At 65.4% G+C, this 13598-nt stretch carries 11 protein-coding genes and 1 riboswitch; of the genes, 7 read left to right on the plus strand and 4 right to left on the minus strand.

The window, feature by feature from the left end; genetic code table 11:
* Positions 1-38: 38 nt before the first annotated feature.
* On the minus strand, positions 39-1502 hold the full coding sequence (locus tag HWN36_RS07275) for a SulP family inorganic anion transporter (RefSeq protein WP_343044951.1): 1464 nt from the start codon (positions 1500-1502) through the stop codon (positions 39-41).
* Between the two features lie 206 nt (positions 1503-1708).
* Between HWN36_RS07275 and HWN36_RS07280 the strand changes: the two genes are divergently transcribed.
* The 3 genes from HWN36_RS07280 (at position 1709) to eno (ending at position 5322) form a co-directional block, all read left to right on the plus strand.
* A complete protein-coding gene (locus HWN36_RS07280) occupies positions 1709-2134 on the plus strand; it encodes a universal stress protein (protein ID WP_176788741.1) in 426 nt (141 codons plus the stop codon).
* Between the two features lie 70 nt (positions 2135-2204).
* A riboswitch (Fluoride riboswitch) is annotated at positions 2205-2267 on the plus strand.
* A gap of 19 nt (positions 2268-2286) precedes the next feature.
* Entirely contained in the window at positions 2287-4026 is a 1740-nt protein-coding gene (locus HWN36_RS07285; protein WP_176788742.1) for a dynamin family protein, read from the plus strand.
* 6 nt (positions 4027-4032) lie between these two features.
* Positions 4033-5322, plus strand: a complete 1290-nt coding sequence (eno, locus tag HWN36_RS07290) for a phosphopyruvate hydratase (protein ID WP_176788743.1) — start codon at positions 4033-4035, stop codon at positions 5320-5322.
* A gap of 19 nt (positions 5323-5341) precedes the next feature.
* Here the strand turns inward: eno and HWN36_RS07295 are convergent, their stop codons facing one another.
* Entirely contained in the window at positions 5342-6004 is a 663-nt protein-coding gene (locus HWN36_RS07295) for a PIG-L deacetylase family protein (RefSeq protein ID WP_176788744.1), read from the minus strand.
* Positions 6005-6198: 194 nt separating this feature from the next.
* Between HWN36_RS07295 and HWN36_RS07300 the strand changes: the two genes are divergently transcribed.
* Complete coding sequence (locus HWN36_RS07300) at positions 6199-6960, plus strand: hypothetical protein (protein ID WP_176788745.1); 762 nt, start codon at positions 6199-6201, stop codon at positions 6958-6960.
* Here the strand turns inward: HWN36_RS07300 and HWN36_RS07305 are convergent.
* Complete coding sequence (locus tag HWN36_RS07305) at positions 6946-7527, minus strand: hypothetical protein (protein ID WP_176788746.1); 582 nt, start codon at positions 7525-7527, stop codon at positions 6946-6948. The two genes, HWN36_RS07300 and HWN36_RS07305, sit on opposite strands and share 15 nt — an antisense overlap.
* A 36-nt stretch (positions 7528-7563) precedes the next feature.
* Positions 7564-9780, minus strand: coding sequence for a carbamoyltransferase HypF (gene hypF / locus HWN36_RS07310; RefSeq protein ID WP_176788747.1), 2217 nt, complete (start codon positions 9778-9780; stop codon positions 7564-7566).
* Between the two features lie 56 nt (positions 9781-9836).
* Between hypF and HWN36_RS07315 the strand changes: the two genes are divergently transcribed.
* The 3 genes from HWN36_RS07315 to HWN36_RS07325 are packed head-to-tail and all read left to right on the plus strand — an operon-like array spanning position 9837 to position 13157.
* Complete coding sequence (locus tag HWN36_RS07315; RefSeq protein WP_176788748.1) at positions 9837-10349, plus strand: ArsR family transcriptional regulator; 513 nt, start codon at positions 9837-9839, stop codon at positions 10347-10349.
* Positions 10330-11142, plus strand: coding sequence for a DUF7839 domain-containing protein (locus HWN36_RS07320; protein WP_176788749.1), 813 nt, complete (start codon positions 10330-10332; stop codon positions 11140-11142). The genes HWN36_RS07315 and HWN36_RS07320 overlap by 20 nt, the downstream gene beginning before the upstream one ends.
* Positions 11139-13157 (plus strand): DEAD/DEAH box helicase, encoded by a 2019-nt coding sequence (locus HWN36_RS07325; RefSeq protein WP_176788750.1) that lies wholly within the window; start codon positions 11139-11141, stop codon positions 13155-13157. Before HWN36_RS07320 ends, HWN36_RS07325 begins: the two co-directional genes overlap by 4 nt.
* The last annotated feature ends 441 nt before the right edge of the window (positions 13158-13598 follow it).

Genomic DNA, 13598 nt, shown 5'->3' on the forward strand with positions numbered 1-13598 from the left:
ATCTCTCTGTGCAGGGGATCTATATAAAGGTGCGGGGGCTATCCCTCAGAGGAGAATCCCCGGTCGAGCGTCGCCTGACTCTCCTCGTTCAGCCCGGTGACATAGACCGATTTCCCGTGCTGCTGGTAGCGGTGGACCACCCGCGTGATCGCCTCGACCCCTGACTGGTCCCAGATATGCGAGTTCGAGAAGTCGATCCGCACCCGCGCCGGGTCGCCGGCGTAGTCGAAGAGGTCCATGAAGGCCGACATCGTCCCGAAGAAGAGCTGGCCCTTCATCGTATAGACCATCGCGCCGTCCTCCCGCAGCCTTTTCGTCGCCGAGATGACCGAGATCTTCCAGCCGAAGATGAGGGCGGCGAGGACGACCCCGGCGATGACGCCTTTTGCCAGGTCGTGCGTGGCGACGACGATGGCGACGGTGAGGAGCATCACGGCGGCGTCGCCCCGCGGGATCCTGGGCAGGTCGCGGACCGACTGCCACTCAAAGGTGCCGACGGCGACCATGATCATCACACCGACCAGGGCGGCCATCGGGATCATGGCGACGATATCACCCAGGACGATGATCAGGAAGATCAGGAAGAGACCGGCGACGAGGGAAGAGAGGCGCCCTGACCCGCCCGACCTGACGTTGATCACCGACTGGCCGATCATGGCGCACCCGGCCATGCCGCCGAAGAGACCGGCGACACAGTTTGCGATCCCCTGCCCCCGCACCTCGCGGTCGTTGTCGCTCTGCGTATCGGTCATCTCGTCGATGATCGAGGCAGTGAGGAGGGACTCGATGAGCCCGACGATGACCAGGGTTGCCGAGTACGGGAGGATGATGAGGAGGGTGTCGAGGGTCAGCGGGACGACCGGCAGGTGAAAGACCGGGAGGGCGCGCGTGATCTCGCCCATGCCCCCGACGGTGAGGACGTCGAGGTGGAGGGCGGCGGCGGCGGCGGTCACCGCCACGATGGCGACGAGCGCGGGCGGGACGGCCTTCGTCAGGCGGGGGAGGAGAACGACGATGGCGAGGGTCGCCGCCACCAGGGCATAGACGGCCGGCGGCGCCCCGATGAGGAAGGGGAGCTGGGCGATGAAGATCAGGATGGCCAGGGCGTTGACAAAGCCGAGCACGACCGAGTACGGGATGAACTTTATGAACCGTCCGACGTTTAAGAGGCCGAGAACGAGCTGGATGAACCCGGTCAGGACGGTCGCCGCCAGCAGGTATTCGAGACCGTAGTCGCGGACCAGGACGACCATGATCAGGGCCATCGAGCCGGTGGCCCCCGAGATCATGCCCGGGCGTCCGCCGGCGAAGGCGATGACCACGGCGATGCAGAAGGAGGCGTAGAGCCCGACCATCGGGTCGACGCCGGCGATGATCGAGAAGGCGATCGCCTCCGGGATCAGGGCGAGGGCCACGGTCATCCCGGCCAGGGTGTCCCCGCGGATATTGGAGAGCCACGTCTTTTTCAGCGCGCCAAAATCAGGAGATATCGTAAAATTCACAGCAGTTCCTCATTATTTCTGGTTCAGGAGAGGGGGGGCCGGGCCGGGAGCGCCCGGTCACCATAGGTTGCAGTACTCTTCGGCGCCCATCTTTTTGAATCTATCCCGCACCGCCGGCCGGGCGCTCCGGCACGGATTTAAGGTGCGATATCCCTCTATAGAACTGATAGGCCGCGCCGACGCCGACCGGCCCTCTGGAGGTTCTCATGTTTCATACAGTTCTTCTTGCAATAGACGGTTCGGAAAACTCCCGCCGTGCGGCCGCGACCGCCGCCGGCCTCGTCCACGACCTCGCAGGATCGTCCCTCGCCGTGGTCTACGTCGCCGCCGCGACCCCGGCCCAGTCCAGGATCATGAAGGCGAACTTCGACGTCCACGCCGTCCTCGAGGATGACGCCCGCTCGATCGCCGCCCCGATCCTCGACCTCATCGAGAAAACAGGTGTCCGGTACACCCTGGAGGTCGGGATGGGCGATCCCGCAGCGGAGATCCTCGCGACCGCCGGGCGGATCGGCGCCGACCTGATCGTGATCGGGAGCCGCGGGCTTGGCGCCCTCAAAGGGGTGGTCCAGGGGAGCGTCAGCCAGAAGGTCGCCCAGCTCGCCGCCTGCCCGGTGCTGATCGTCAAGTAGAGGATCCGATCAGCTCTCTATGCGTATCGCCCCCCGGCAAAGAGTTAATGTAGCCGGCGGGCATATGTTCCTGCAGTCAGGTGATGGAGTTCACCTTAAAACCGCCTTTTGTGCTGATAACTCCTGCTTTTCCCGCGCATCGGAGAAGTATCATGCAGCCGCCGTCACACCGCCCCGACCAGCTTGACGCCGCCATCAGCCGCGTCAGGGATCTCGGGCCCGCCTATGCCCCATACGAGAAGCGCCTCCTCACCCTCGCCAGCCGCATGGCCGCAGGACGGTTTCACCTGGCCGTCCTCGGGCAGTTCAAGCGGGGCAAGAGCACCCTCTTAAACGCCCTCATCGGCGAGGACGTCCTGCCCAGTTCGGTGATCCCGCTGACCGCCGTCCCGACCTTCATCGTCCACGGGGACGGACGTTCGGTGCGGGTTTGTTTCCTGGACAAGACAGCGGACCGGGTCGTCCGGGCCGGGAGCGCCGGCGAGATGAAGCAGGCCCTCCTCGATTACGTCGCCGAAGACCGCAACCCCAGGAACGAGAAGAGAGTCTCGTATGTCGAGATCACGCACCCGGCCCCTCTGCTCAGGGACGTCGTGCTCATCGACACCCCGGGTATCGGCTCCACTCACCGCCACAACACCGAGATGACGCTCAATTTCCTCTCCAGGTGCGACGCCGCCCTCTTCATGGTCTCGGCCGACCCGCCGATCACCGAGGCCGAGGTCGCCTTCCTCCGCGAGGTGCAGGGCACGATCTCCCGCCTCTTCTTCCTCCTCAACAAGGTCGACTACCTCACCCCCGAGGAGCAGGAGACCGCCGTCTCCTTCCTCCGGGGCGTACTCGCCGCGGAGATCGGCGGTGACGTGACGATTTTTCCGGTCTCGGCCAGAACCGCCCTGCGGGCGCGGCAGTCCGGTGACGAGGAGGCATGGCGGCAGAGCGGGCTTGGCGCCGTCCTCGACCACCTCGTCGCCTTTCTCGTGCACGAAAAGCAGGACGTCCTCCGTGAAGCGATGGGGCGGCGGGCCCGCGAGGTCCTGGCTGAACTGCAGTTCCAGATCGAACTGGCCCTGCGGGCGCGGGAGATCCCCCTCGAAGACCTCGAAGAGAAACGCCGTCTCTTTGAGGCGACGATCCGGGAGGCCGAAGAGAGGCGGCAGGAGATCACCGATGGGGTCGAGGGCGACCGCCGCCGGGTGACCGCATTCCTGGAGGCCGAGGCCGAACGCCTCCGCACCACCGCCACGGCGCACCTGGTGGCGGTCGCCGCCGAAGCCTCGCCTGATCTCGACGAAAAAGCCGCCGCAGACGCTCTTGCGGCGTTCATCCCGGACTACTTCGCCGGCCTCCTCGGGGAGACCACCGCCGCGGTCGACCGGGAACTCGCTGCCAGACTGCAACGCCACCGCGACCGGATCGACGATCTCGTCGAGACGGTGCGCAGGGAGGCCGCCGCCCTCTTCGCCCTCCCGTACCCCGACCGCCCGAAGGGCGAGGTCTACGTCATCGAACGCGAGCCCTTCTGGGTTTCGCGGAAACACTGGAGCAGCGTCCTCTCCCCGGTCGCCGCCGACCTCATCGAGCGCGCCCTCCCCCGCGGCATGCGGGAGCGGCGGATCAGGGAGCGCCTCTCCAGGCAGATCGAAAGCCTTGTCCTGCACAACGTCGAGAACCTCCGCTGGGCCACGCTCCAGAACATCGACGCCGCCTTCAGGCGGTTCCGCGAAGACAGGGAAACCGACCTGGACGAGGCGATCCAGGTCACCGGAGGGGCGATACGCGCCGCCTCCGAACGGCGGCGGGAAGAGATCGAGGAGACGGCAGAGGAGATCGGCCGCTTAAAACAGGCCCTGGCGATCGTCACGGAGAGCGATCAGACCACAACGAGGTGAACACAGATGTCCAGCACAGAGATTGCAGCCCTTCACGGGAGAGAGATCCTGGATTCGCGGGGAAATCCGACGATCGAGGTAGAGATGCGCCTTGCATGCGGGGTATGCGCCCGCGCCGCCGCTCCATCAGGAGCATCGACCGGCATCCACGAGGCATGGGAACTCAGGGACGGAGAACCGACGAGGTACCGCGGGAAAGGCGTCCTCAACGCCGTCAGCCTGGTGAACAACGAGATCGCCGCCGGTCTGGCCGGGGCGGACGCCGCGGTGCAGGAAGAACTCGACCGCCGCCTCATCGCCCTCGACGGCACCGAGACGAAATCCCGCCTCGGCGCCAACACGATCCTCGCCGTCTCGATCGCGGCGGCGCGGGCGGCGGCGGCGGCAAAGGGCCTCCCCCTCTGGCGCTCCCTTGAAGCGCCCGCGGGCAGGGCCTCGATGCCGGTGCCGATGATGAACATCCTCAACGGCGGCGTGCACGCCCACTGGCAGGGCGCCGATTTTCAGGAGTACATGATCGTCCCGTACGGGGCGCCCACCTTCAGGGAAGCCCTCCGCTACGGTTCCGAGACCTATCATGCCCTCAGGTCGATCCTTGCCGCAAAGGGGCACCACACCGGCGTCGGGGACGAGGGCGGGTTTGCCCCGGCGGTCGGGTCCAACCGCGAACCCCTCGACCTGATCGTCGAGGCGATCGAGGCCGCAGGCTACCGCCCCGGCGCCGAGATCGGCCTCGCCCTCGACCCGGCATCGAGCGGCTTTTTTGAGGATGGCGCCTACCGCCTGAAGACCGAGGGACGGTCGCTCTCCGCCGGCGAGATGGTGGACTATTACGCCGACCTTGCCGCCGCATACCCGATCATCGTCATCGAGGACGGACTTGCCGAGGACGACTGGGACGGGTGGCAGATGCTGACCGCACGTCTCGGCGACCACCTCGAACTGGTCGGCGACGACCTCTTCGTCACAAATGTCGCCAGGATCCAGGAAGGGATCAGGCAGGGGGCGGCAAACGCCGTGCTCATTAAGCCCAACCAGATCGGGACGGTGACCGAGACGGTTGCGGCCGTCGACCTTGCACAGGGCAACGGGTGGGGGGCGATGGTCTCGCACCGGAGCGGAGAAACGGTGGACACCTTCATCGCCGACCTCTGCGTCGCCCTCGGCACCGGACACCTCAAGACCGGGGCCCCGGCCCGCGGCGAGCGCGTGGAGAAATACAACCAGTTGCTCAGGATAGAGGAAGAAGCGGGGAGCAGCCTCACCTTTGCCGGAAGAAACGCCTTCGTGCGGTGAAGAGAAGGCCCCTTCCGTATCACCACCGCGGCCGCGCCGCCCCGAAGGCCTCGGCATACCGGCTCCCCGGCACGAGGAGGCTCCGGTAGCGGTTCAGCCCCAGGGCGATCTCGTCGTAGGCGTGCACCCGGCACTGCGAGGCGTGGCAGCGGATCGCCTCCCCTTTTTTCCCGGCAAAGCCGGTGATGTCGGTCGCCGTCGCCGGTTCCGACAGCGGCGTCCAGACCTCGTAGAGACGGATCTCTCCCACCAGGTGCGGAGTCTCGCCGAGGTCGGGGAAATGGGGCGTCCCGGCCCGCCTGACGGCGTCGATCGCCGCCGCGGCAAGGGCGGCATGGTCAGGGTGGGCATCGCCCGGGTGGTGGACATAGACGATCGCCGGGCGCACCTCCCTGACGGCGCGGCCGAGGGCGGCGACCAGGGTATAGCCCGCATAGGCGAGGCGCCCGTCGGGAAAGTCCAGGAAGACCGGCGCCTCCGCCCCCAGGACGGCGCACGCCCCCGCGGCCTCGGCCCGGCGCCGTGCGGCCGTTTCGTCTTCAGGGACGCCCAGCGCCCCGGCCTCCCCGGCGGTAGCGTAGAGCACCGTCACCCGGTCGCCGGCGGCCGCATGGAGGGCCAGGCTCCCGCCGCACCCGATCTCGGGGTCGTCAGGGTGCGCCCCGATGGCAAGCACATGCATGGAGGGGGATCGTCCCGGTCAGGCAAATATCTGCCGGGCAGGCGTCAGACAGGCAGATGAATATTCACATAATCGCAAACATACACGCAAAAATCCAGATTTCAAGGTAAAAGAATTTATATCCCTGAAATTTTATGGATGATCGCCACAAAAAAATTTATTTTCCCCCGCGTGCACCACTCCAGGGGGACGTCATGGTATCACCTGTTGAACAGCATATTTTTCATAAAACCTGGATTGATCTCTGGTTTTCCGTGCCGCACCGCTACCCGTCGCGGCCAACGCAATATGATCTTTCCTGCACACTCCACACCCTTGCCGGCGCCGTCAAGACCACCTTCGCCACCTCCCGCGCCCGGGACCTCACGGCCCGGGGAGAGCCCCCGGTGGTGCTCGACTATGCCGGGCGCACCTGTTTTCATCCCGATGCCGGTTCCCTCCCCTCGTTTCGGATCCTCACCAGAAAAACCGCCGACCCGACCTCGGTGGAATTCCTGATCGTCCCGCGGGACCGCTACTCGCTCCGCACCCTCGCAACCGACCGCGCCGCCCTCCTGGAGGTGAACCGGATGCTCGCCGCCAGGTACGGTTTTTCGGGCATGCCCTCGGCCCGGACCTGCGCCGGCTTCGACGAGGACGGCGAACCGGTCGGGCGGGTCTGGTACGGCCCGCTCTCGATGCGCTACCTGATGCGGGACCGGATCAGGACGGCGGTGAGCGACCTCTTCTCTGACAAATTCTGCTTTTTCGAAACGGTCTTCGACGAGATCCAGACCTTTCAGAACGGCGGCATGAGCGAGTATGCCGCCTCATGGCTCGACCGGGTGAACACCATCGTCGACGAGGAACTCGACCGGTTGAAGAGCGACCGCCGCACCCTCGAAAAACAGAAGCGGGCCATTCAAACCTTTCTCCACAACCTCCACCACCGGGAAGCGATGTCACGGATGCACTGAATCCCCGGCGACCGCCCGGACCTCGACCGGCATCCCGATCACCTTCAGGTAGACCAGGCGCATCCGCCGCGCCGGGTGCCAGCCGTACAGGAAAAACTGCACCGGTTCCCAGAGGGCGACCCACCCGATGATGATGAAGCTCTCCCTGATCACGGCGGCAAACCCGTTCGCCGTCCAGGGAGTGAGAAAATGGTGCGCAGAGAGGCAGACAAAGAGGAAGAGGAGACCGATCGCCATATTGATCCGCCCCTCCCGGAACCGCAGCCGCATCTGCCGATTGCCGTTTCTGACGAGATAGGTAAAATGCGCCCTGACCGCCCGCTCCATCATGCGGGCGTTCTCCTCTGTTGCAGAGGCGGGCGGGAGATAGATGACGATCTTCATCGGCGTCTCCGGGGGCAGGTCAGAGACGGCGGCGAGGATGTAGTCCACGGCGTCCCTATCGAGTTCTTTCTCGTAGAAAGGGGCCGGATCGAAGGAGTTGAAGAACTGGGCGACCGATGAGAGCGTCATTTCGACGAGGGTCGTCCCGCCCTCGACGCGGTAATGGGAGACGAGTTCGGTCATGCAGGAGTGAGATTCTTTCTCTCCCTCCCAATAGGGTTATCTTTCATCGAGTTCAGCCGCCGCAAAGACGCACTGCCCCAAAGAGATGCACCCGTCCCCGAGGGGGTAGCGGCGGTTGACCAGGAGGGAGAAGCCCGCATCCTCGACGCACCGGCGGATCGTCTCCCTTATCGCCGCGTTGTAGGCGACGCCGCCGGAGAGGGCGACCGTTTTTATCCCGCGCTCGGCGGCGGCGTCGATCGCAAGGGCCGCCACGCCGCGGGCGAGGTTGTGCTGCACCGAGGCGGCGATCCCGCGCACGTCCCTCCCCGCCGCCCGCTCGGCCGCGGCCCGTTTCAAGAGTGCGGCGGTCTGCAGGGTCCGGCAGTTCCCCTCCCGCCCATATTCGAGGTCCCAGTCCTCCGCCCGCACCCCGTGCGCCGCCGATTCCAGCTTCATCGCCGGTTCGCCGTCGTAGGTCCGCTCCCGGCAGATCCCGAGCAGGGCGGCGGCGGCGTCGAGCACCCGTCCGGTGCTGCTGGTCCGCGCCACGTTCACCCCCCGCTCCACCTGCCTGGCGAGCACGCCCGCCTCGACCTCGCCCATGCCGCGGGCGACGAGCAGGCGCAGCGTCTCCTCCTCCGGCAGGATGCCGTAGAGCATCCGTTCGGGGTACCGGGTCGCCAGGTCGCCGCCCGGCATCGCCACCGTCTGGAGGTGGGCGACCCGTTCGAGGTGCGGCGCCGCCCCGGCAAAGACCTCGCCGCCCCAGATCGTCCCGTCGTCGCCGTAACCCACGCCGTCGATGGCGATCCCCACGCACTCCTCCCGTGTGGCGGCGGCGATATGGGCGCGGTGGTGCTGGACCGCCACGAGTTCGGCGCCGCATTCAGCCGCCAGTTCGCGGGCGTAGCGGGTCGAGAGGAACTGCGGGTGGAGGTCGTGGGCGATCACCTCGAACGAGGCCCCGAGGAGGCGCCCGATCTTCTCCACCGTCTCCTGCAGGTAGGCGAGGGTCTGCGGGTTCCTGACATTGCCCACGTGCGGCGAGGTGACCGCAAACCCGTTCCGGTAGATCGTCGTCGTGGCATTCAATTCAGGCCCGACGCCCAGGATGCAGCGCCCCCCGAGATCGATCGCCGCCCGCATCGGCGCCATCCCCCGCGAGAGCCTGATGATATGCCCGTCCCGCACCACCGAGTCGTCGCAGCGGTTGACGATCTCCCGGTCATGCACCAGAAACGCATCCGCCGTCCCGTGGAGGCGGGCGACGGCGTCGGCGGTGGCGGTGATCATCGGCGTCCCCGGCATGTTCGCCGAGGTCATCACCAGGAGGTCGTGGCGAAGGCGGGCGAAGAGGAGGTGGTGGAGCCCGGTGTACGGGAGCATCACCCCGATCGTGTGGAGGGAGGAGATCCCCCTGTTCCCGGCGGGGTCACGCTTCTCCATCACCACGATCGGGTGCACGCGGTCCCGCAGCGCCCCCCAATCCTCCCCGGTCGGGGAAGCGTACCGCTCGACGGCGTCCTCCCGCACCATCACCGCCAGGGGCTGTTCGGGCCGACCCAGGCGTTCCTTCAGCACCCCCGCCGCCTCTTCGGTGCAGGCGAGGTGGAAGCCCCCGAGCCCGCGGACGGCGAGGATCTGCCCGGCGTCGAGCATCGCCGCCGCAGCGGCGACCGGGTCGGCGCACGCCGTCTCAGTCCCGTCCGGCCCCAGGAGGGCGAGCGACGGCCCGCACGACGCACAGGCGATCGTCTGGGCGTGGTGGCGGCGGCAGGCGGGATCAGTGTACTCGGCCCCGCAGGCCGTGCAGGTCGGGAATGCGTCCATCGCCGTCCGCTCCCGGTCGTACGGGAGGGTTTTTATGATGCTGTAGCGGGGGCCGCAGTTCACGCACGAGGTCGCCCAGTAACCCTCGTAGCGCCCGCCCGGCGTGAAAATGTCCCTGATGCAATCGTCGCAGACGGCGACGTCAGGCGGGATCATCCCGTCGAGCGACCCCTCGCCGCTCGACCGGATCACAAACCCCGGTCCCACCTCCCCGTCCAGCGGGAAAACCTCCACGGCGTCGATCGTCGAGAGGACCGTCCCCTTCGAGACCTCCCTGCAAAAATCAGAAAAGCGCGCACCGGCAGCGGCGATCTCGACCCGGCTCCCGAGGTTCTTCACCCAGCCCGAAATTGCGTATTTCTCGGCGAGAGCATAGACGAACGGCCTGAATCCAACCCCCTGCACAATACCGCGGATGACGATTTTCCCTCTGTTTTGCATTCAAGACCTGCAAAAACTTATTGTGTGATAGAGCGATATATAAATAGGGTTTTTGCGTGACTGGCCATATTCGGATAGTGAACGATCCCGTCGAACTCGTACCTCTGCTCCTCACCTTCAACAATCCAAAATTCAAGCAGCTCTACGAACTGCTCGATAAGAACTGGATGACTGAACAGGAGCTTGCAGAGCGGTGCGAGAGCGCCTGCGTCGCCTCATGCCTTTCCATCCTCAGGAAGGGCAACCTCATCGAGGAGCAGTGGCGGATGCCGAAACCCGGCGAAAAGCCGAGCAAAGAGTTCAGATCAACTTACAAGACCTTCAGGGCGAATTTTCAGTGCTCGATGATCGATCTCGCCGACCTGATCTATATCTCCCTCTCGACCGATGAGAACCTGCAGAAGCTGGCGTCCCATGTGGAGGACGAACTGAATTCAGGGAACACGTCCATCGCCGATATCGCACGGAAGTTTGAGGTATCACCCCTCGTCATCAAGGCGCTCTCCAAGCGGATTCCAAACCTCGATGTGAAGGGGCAGGGACTGGTCCATGTCGGCAATGCCAGGTGAAGACCCCCTTTCCGTGCTGCTGCGGAGCAAACGCGAGATAACCCGGTTCCAGATCCTGGTCGAGGTCGCCGAGCACCAGCCCGCGATCAGGCAGCAGGAGATCGCTGCGAAGATGGGGGTGACCCCGCAGGCGGTCTCCGAGTACATCCGCGAACTCGCCGACGACGGCTACGTATCGGCCTACGGCCGCGGCCGCTACGAGGTGACGAAGGAGGGGATCGAGTGGGTGCTCACCAACGCCGAGGTGCTGGAGAACTACGCCCGCCACGTCACCCGCGACGTCATCCAGAAAGTGCGGGTCTGGCCGGCGATCGCCGCCGGGCCGCTGAAGGCCGGGGACCAGGTCGGCGTCTATATGCAGGGGGGCTGGCTGTATGCATCGAAAGAGGAGCGAAGTGCAATGGGAGAGGTGATCGCCGACGCCGATACGGGGCAGGACGTCGGGATCGCCCGCCTTGCCGGGCTCATCGACCACACGGAAGGAACGGTGCACGTCCTCAAGGTGCCGCGGATCGAACGGGGCGGTTCGCGTAAAGTTGACCTTGACGGGCTGCGCAGCGTCCTTGCCGGGGTCGGCCTGGTCGGGATCGCCGGGCTCGAGGCCTCGGTGGCGCTCGCCGCCGTCGGCCGGCGGCCCGACATCTCCTTCGGCTCGCGGGAAGGCGTCATCGAGGCGGCCTTCCACGGGGTCGAGTGCGCCATCCTCATCGTCGACGAAGAGTTTACCGATTTTCTCAAACGGCTTGAGAGTGCGGGGCTGAACTACACGATCCATGACCTGATCCTCCCATGACGGTCATCATCGCCCCGCAGAGAGGAGCCTATAAGCTCCTCATGTTTGACGGCAGGAGCGTGCGGGAGACCGGGGTCTTCGAGCTGGTGAAATCGGCCCGGGGCTACCGCCCGACCGACCTGAAGACGAAACAGCCGAACCGGCGCAACTACCAGAACGTCCCGACGAAAAAGTTGATCGAGCGCCTCCGCAAGGCCGACGTCAGGATCACGAAGCCCGATCCGGCCCTGCTGGCGTTTCTCGGCGACTTCCAGATCACGCCCTCCACCGTGGACCTCTGCCGCATCTGTCTCCTGGAGGACCGGGTCACCGCCCTCTCCAAGAAAAACGCCGCAACCTTCGGGCGCGAGCGGATCTGCCTGGAGTGCGCCGAGCGCGAGATCAGGCGGGAGATGGGCTACCTCGGCCGGTTCGGCGACCGGTCGGTCCAGCACGTCCGCTCCCTGCTGGAGTCGTACCGGGACGTGGACCGGGTGCTCGCCCTCCTCCAGCCAGAGCAGCGGGATAAGGGGCAGACCCTCTTCGACCGGCTCGAAGCAGTGAAGCCGATCGAGACCAGCCACATCACCCAGGTGGACGTCCCGCCGGCGTTCGCGAAGGTTTCCGGGGTGGAGTACCTCACGCCGGTGCAGCAGCTCGCCGTCAACGCCGGCCTCCTCGAAGGGGAAGACCTCCTGGTGGTTTCAGCCACGGCAAGCGGCAAGACGTTCATCGGCGAGATGGCCGGGATGAAAAACCTCCTCGAAGGCCGGGGGCGCCTCCTCTTCCTGGTCCCTCTCGTTGCCCTTGCAAACCAGAAATATCTCAGGTTCAAGGAGCGGTATAAGGACCTCGCCACGGTTTCCCTCCAGGTCGGCGCAAGCCGCCTCAACCTCCCGGAAACCAGGCCGGTCGGGGAGCGGAGCACCAGGGCGCAGATCGTCGTCGGCACCTACGAGGGCCTGGACACGGTCTTCAGGAACGGCCGGGACCTGAAGGATATCGGGACGGTGGTGATCGACGAGGTCCAGAACCTGGAGGAGCCCGAGCGCGGCCACCGCCTCGATGGGCTGATCGCCCGGATCAAGTACACCTCCCCGAACGCCCAGTTCCTCTACCTCTCGGCGACGATCGGCGCCCCGAGCACCCTGGCGCACAAACTGGGAGCGCGGCTGGTCAGGTACGACAGCCGCCCGGTCCCGCTGGAGCGCCACCTCATCTTCACCGAGAAGAAAAAGAAGATCCAGTTCATCACCACCATGGTGCGCGAGGAGTTCGCCCGCCGGTCCTCGAAAGGATACCGGGGGCAGACGATCGTCTTCACCAACGCCCGCGCCCGCTGCCACACCCTCGCTGACGCTATCGGGGCGAACCTTGCCCGCCCGTATCATTCAGGGCTCACCTCGCAGGAGCGCCGGCAGGTCGAGGACCTCTTCTCCTCGCAGAAGATCGCCTGCGTGGTCACGACGGCGGCGCTTGCGGCGGGCGTGGACTTTCCCGCTTCGCAGGTGATCTTCGACGCCCTCGCGATGGGGATCAAGTGGCTCACGGTGCAGGAGTTCAACCAGATGCTCGGCCGCGCCGGGCGCCCGGACTTCCACGACGAAGGCAAGGTCGTCATCCTGGCCGAACCCGGTGCGACCTACTCCCGGACCTCGAAGGCGACCGAGGAGGAGATGGCGATCGCCCTCCTGAAGGGCGAGATGGAGGAGGTCGCCCCGGTCTACGGCGTCGAGGAGAGTTCAGAGGAGTTCGCCGCAAACGCCATCGTCTGCAAGGGCGACGGCGCCGAGATCCGCCGGATGGAGGCGGTGATGGTCGGAACGACCGAGCCGGTGCTCGACCTCCTGGTCAGCCAGAGGCTGGTGCGGTGGCAGAAGGGCCATGTCGACCTCACCGACCTGGCGATGGTGATGGCCAGGCACTTCATCGGGGTCGAGCGCCTGCTCCTGATCAAGGATCTCGTCGGGGAGAAGGACGACCCCCTGGATATCCTGGCCGAGATCGACTGCACGGTGCGGGAAACCGAACACTGACCCACCGCCGCCAGGGGGGAAAAACCAGATTTCTCCCGGTGCCGACACCCCGGAAAAAGGCGCCGTATGCCGGCCGCCCCGCACCGTTCTGCAGGACGGCCCGCCAATGGCGGCGGTGCGGACAGGTGGCCGGTATGTATTCTGGATTTTTGTGCTGCGCCCACGCACCCCCACCCATCGACCGAATATTTTAAAAGTGAACATCGCATCCCGGGCACCACTATTTAAAAAGATCCCGGTTGCGCCCGGAGGTCCCGTGATTTTGCGCAGCCCCATTCTTTAAATACCCACCATACGCCCGGATCTCCCGATCGTCCGCGCCGGCGAATGGCCAACAACAACCCTGTGAAATCACATTATTTTCATAAATGGAAGAAAAAGAACGATAGGAATATGTATATACTATAATGAGAGTATAATTGAATAACGTCGGAGGATACT

It is taken from the genome of Methanofollis tationis (assembly GCF_013377755.1).
In the GTDB taxonomy this organism is placed as follows: domain Archaea; phylum Halobacteriota; class Methanomicrobia; order Methanomicrobiales; family Methanofollaceae; genus Methanofollis; species Methanofollis tationis.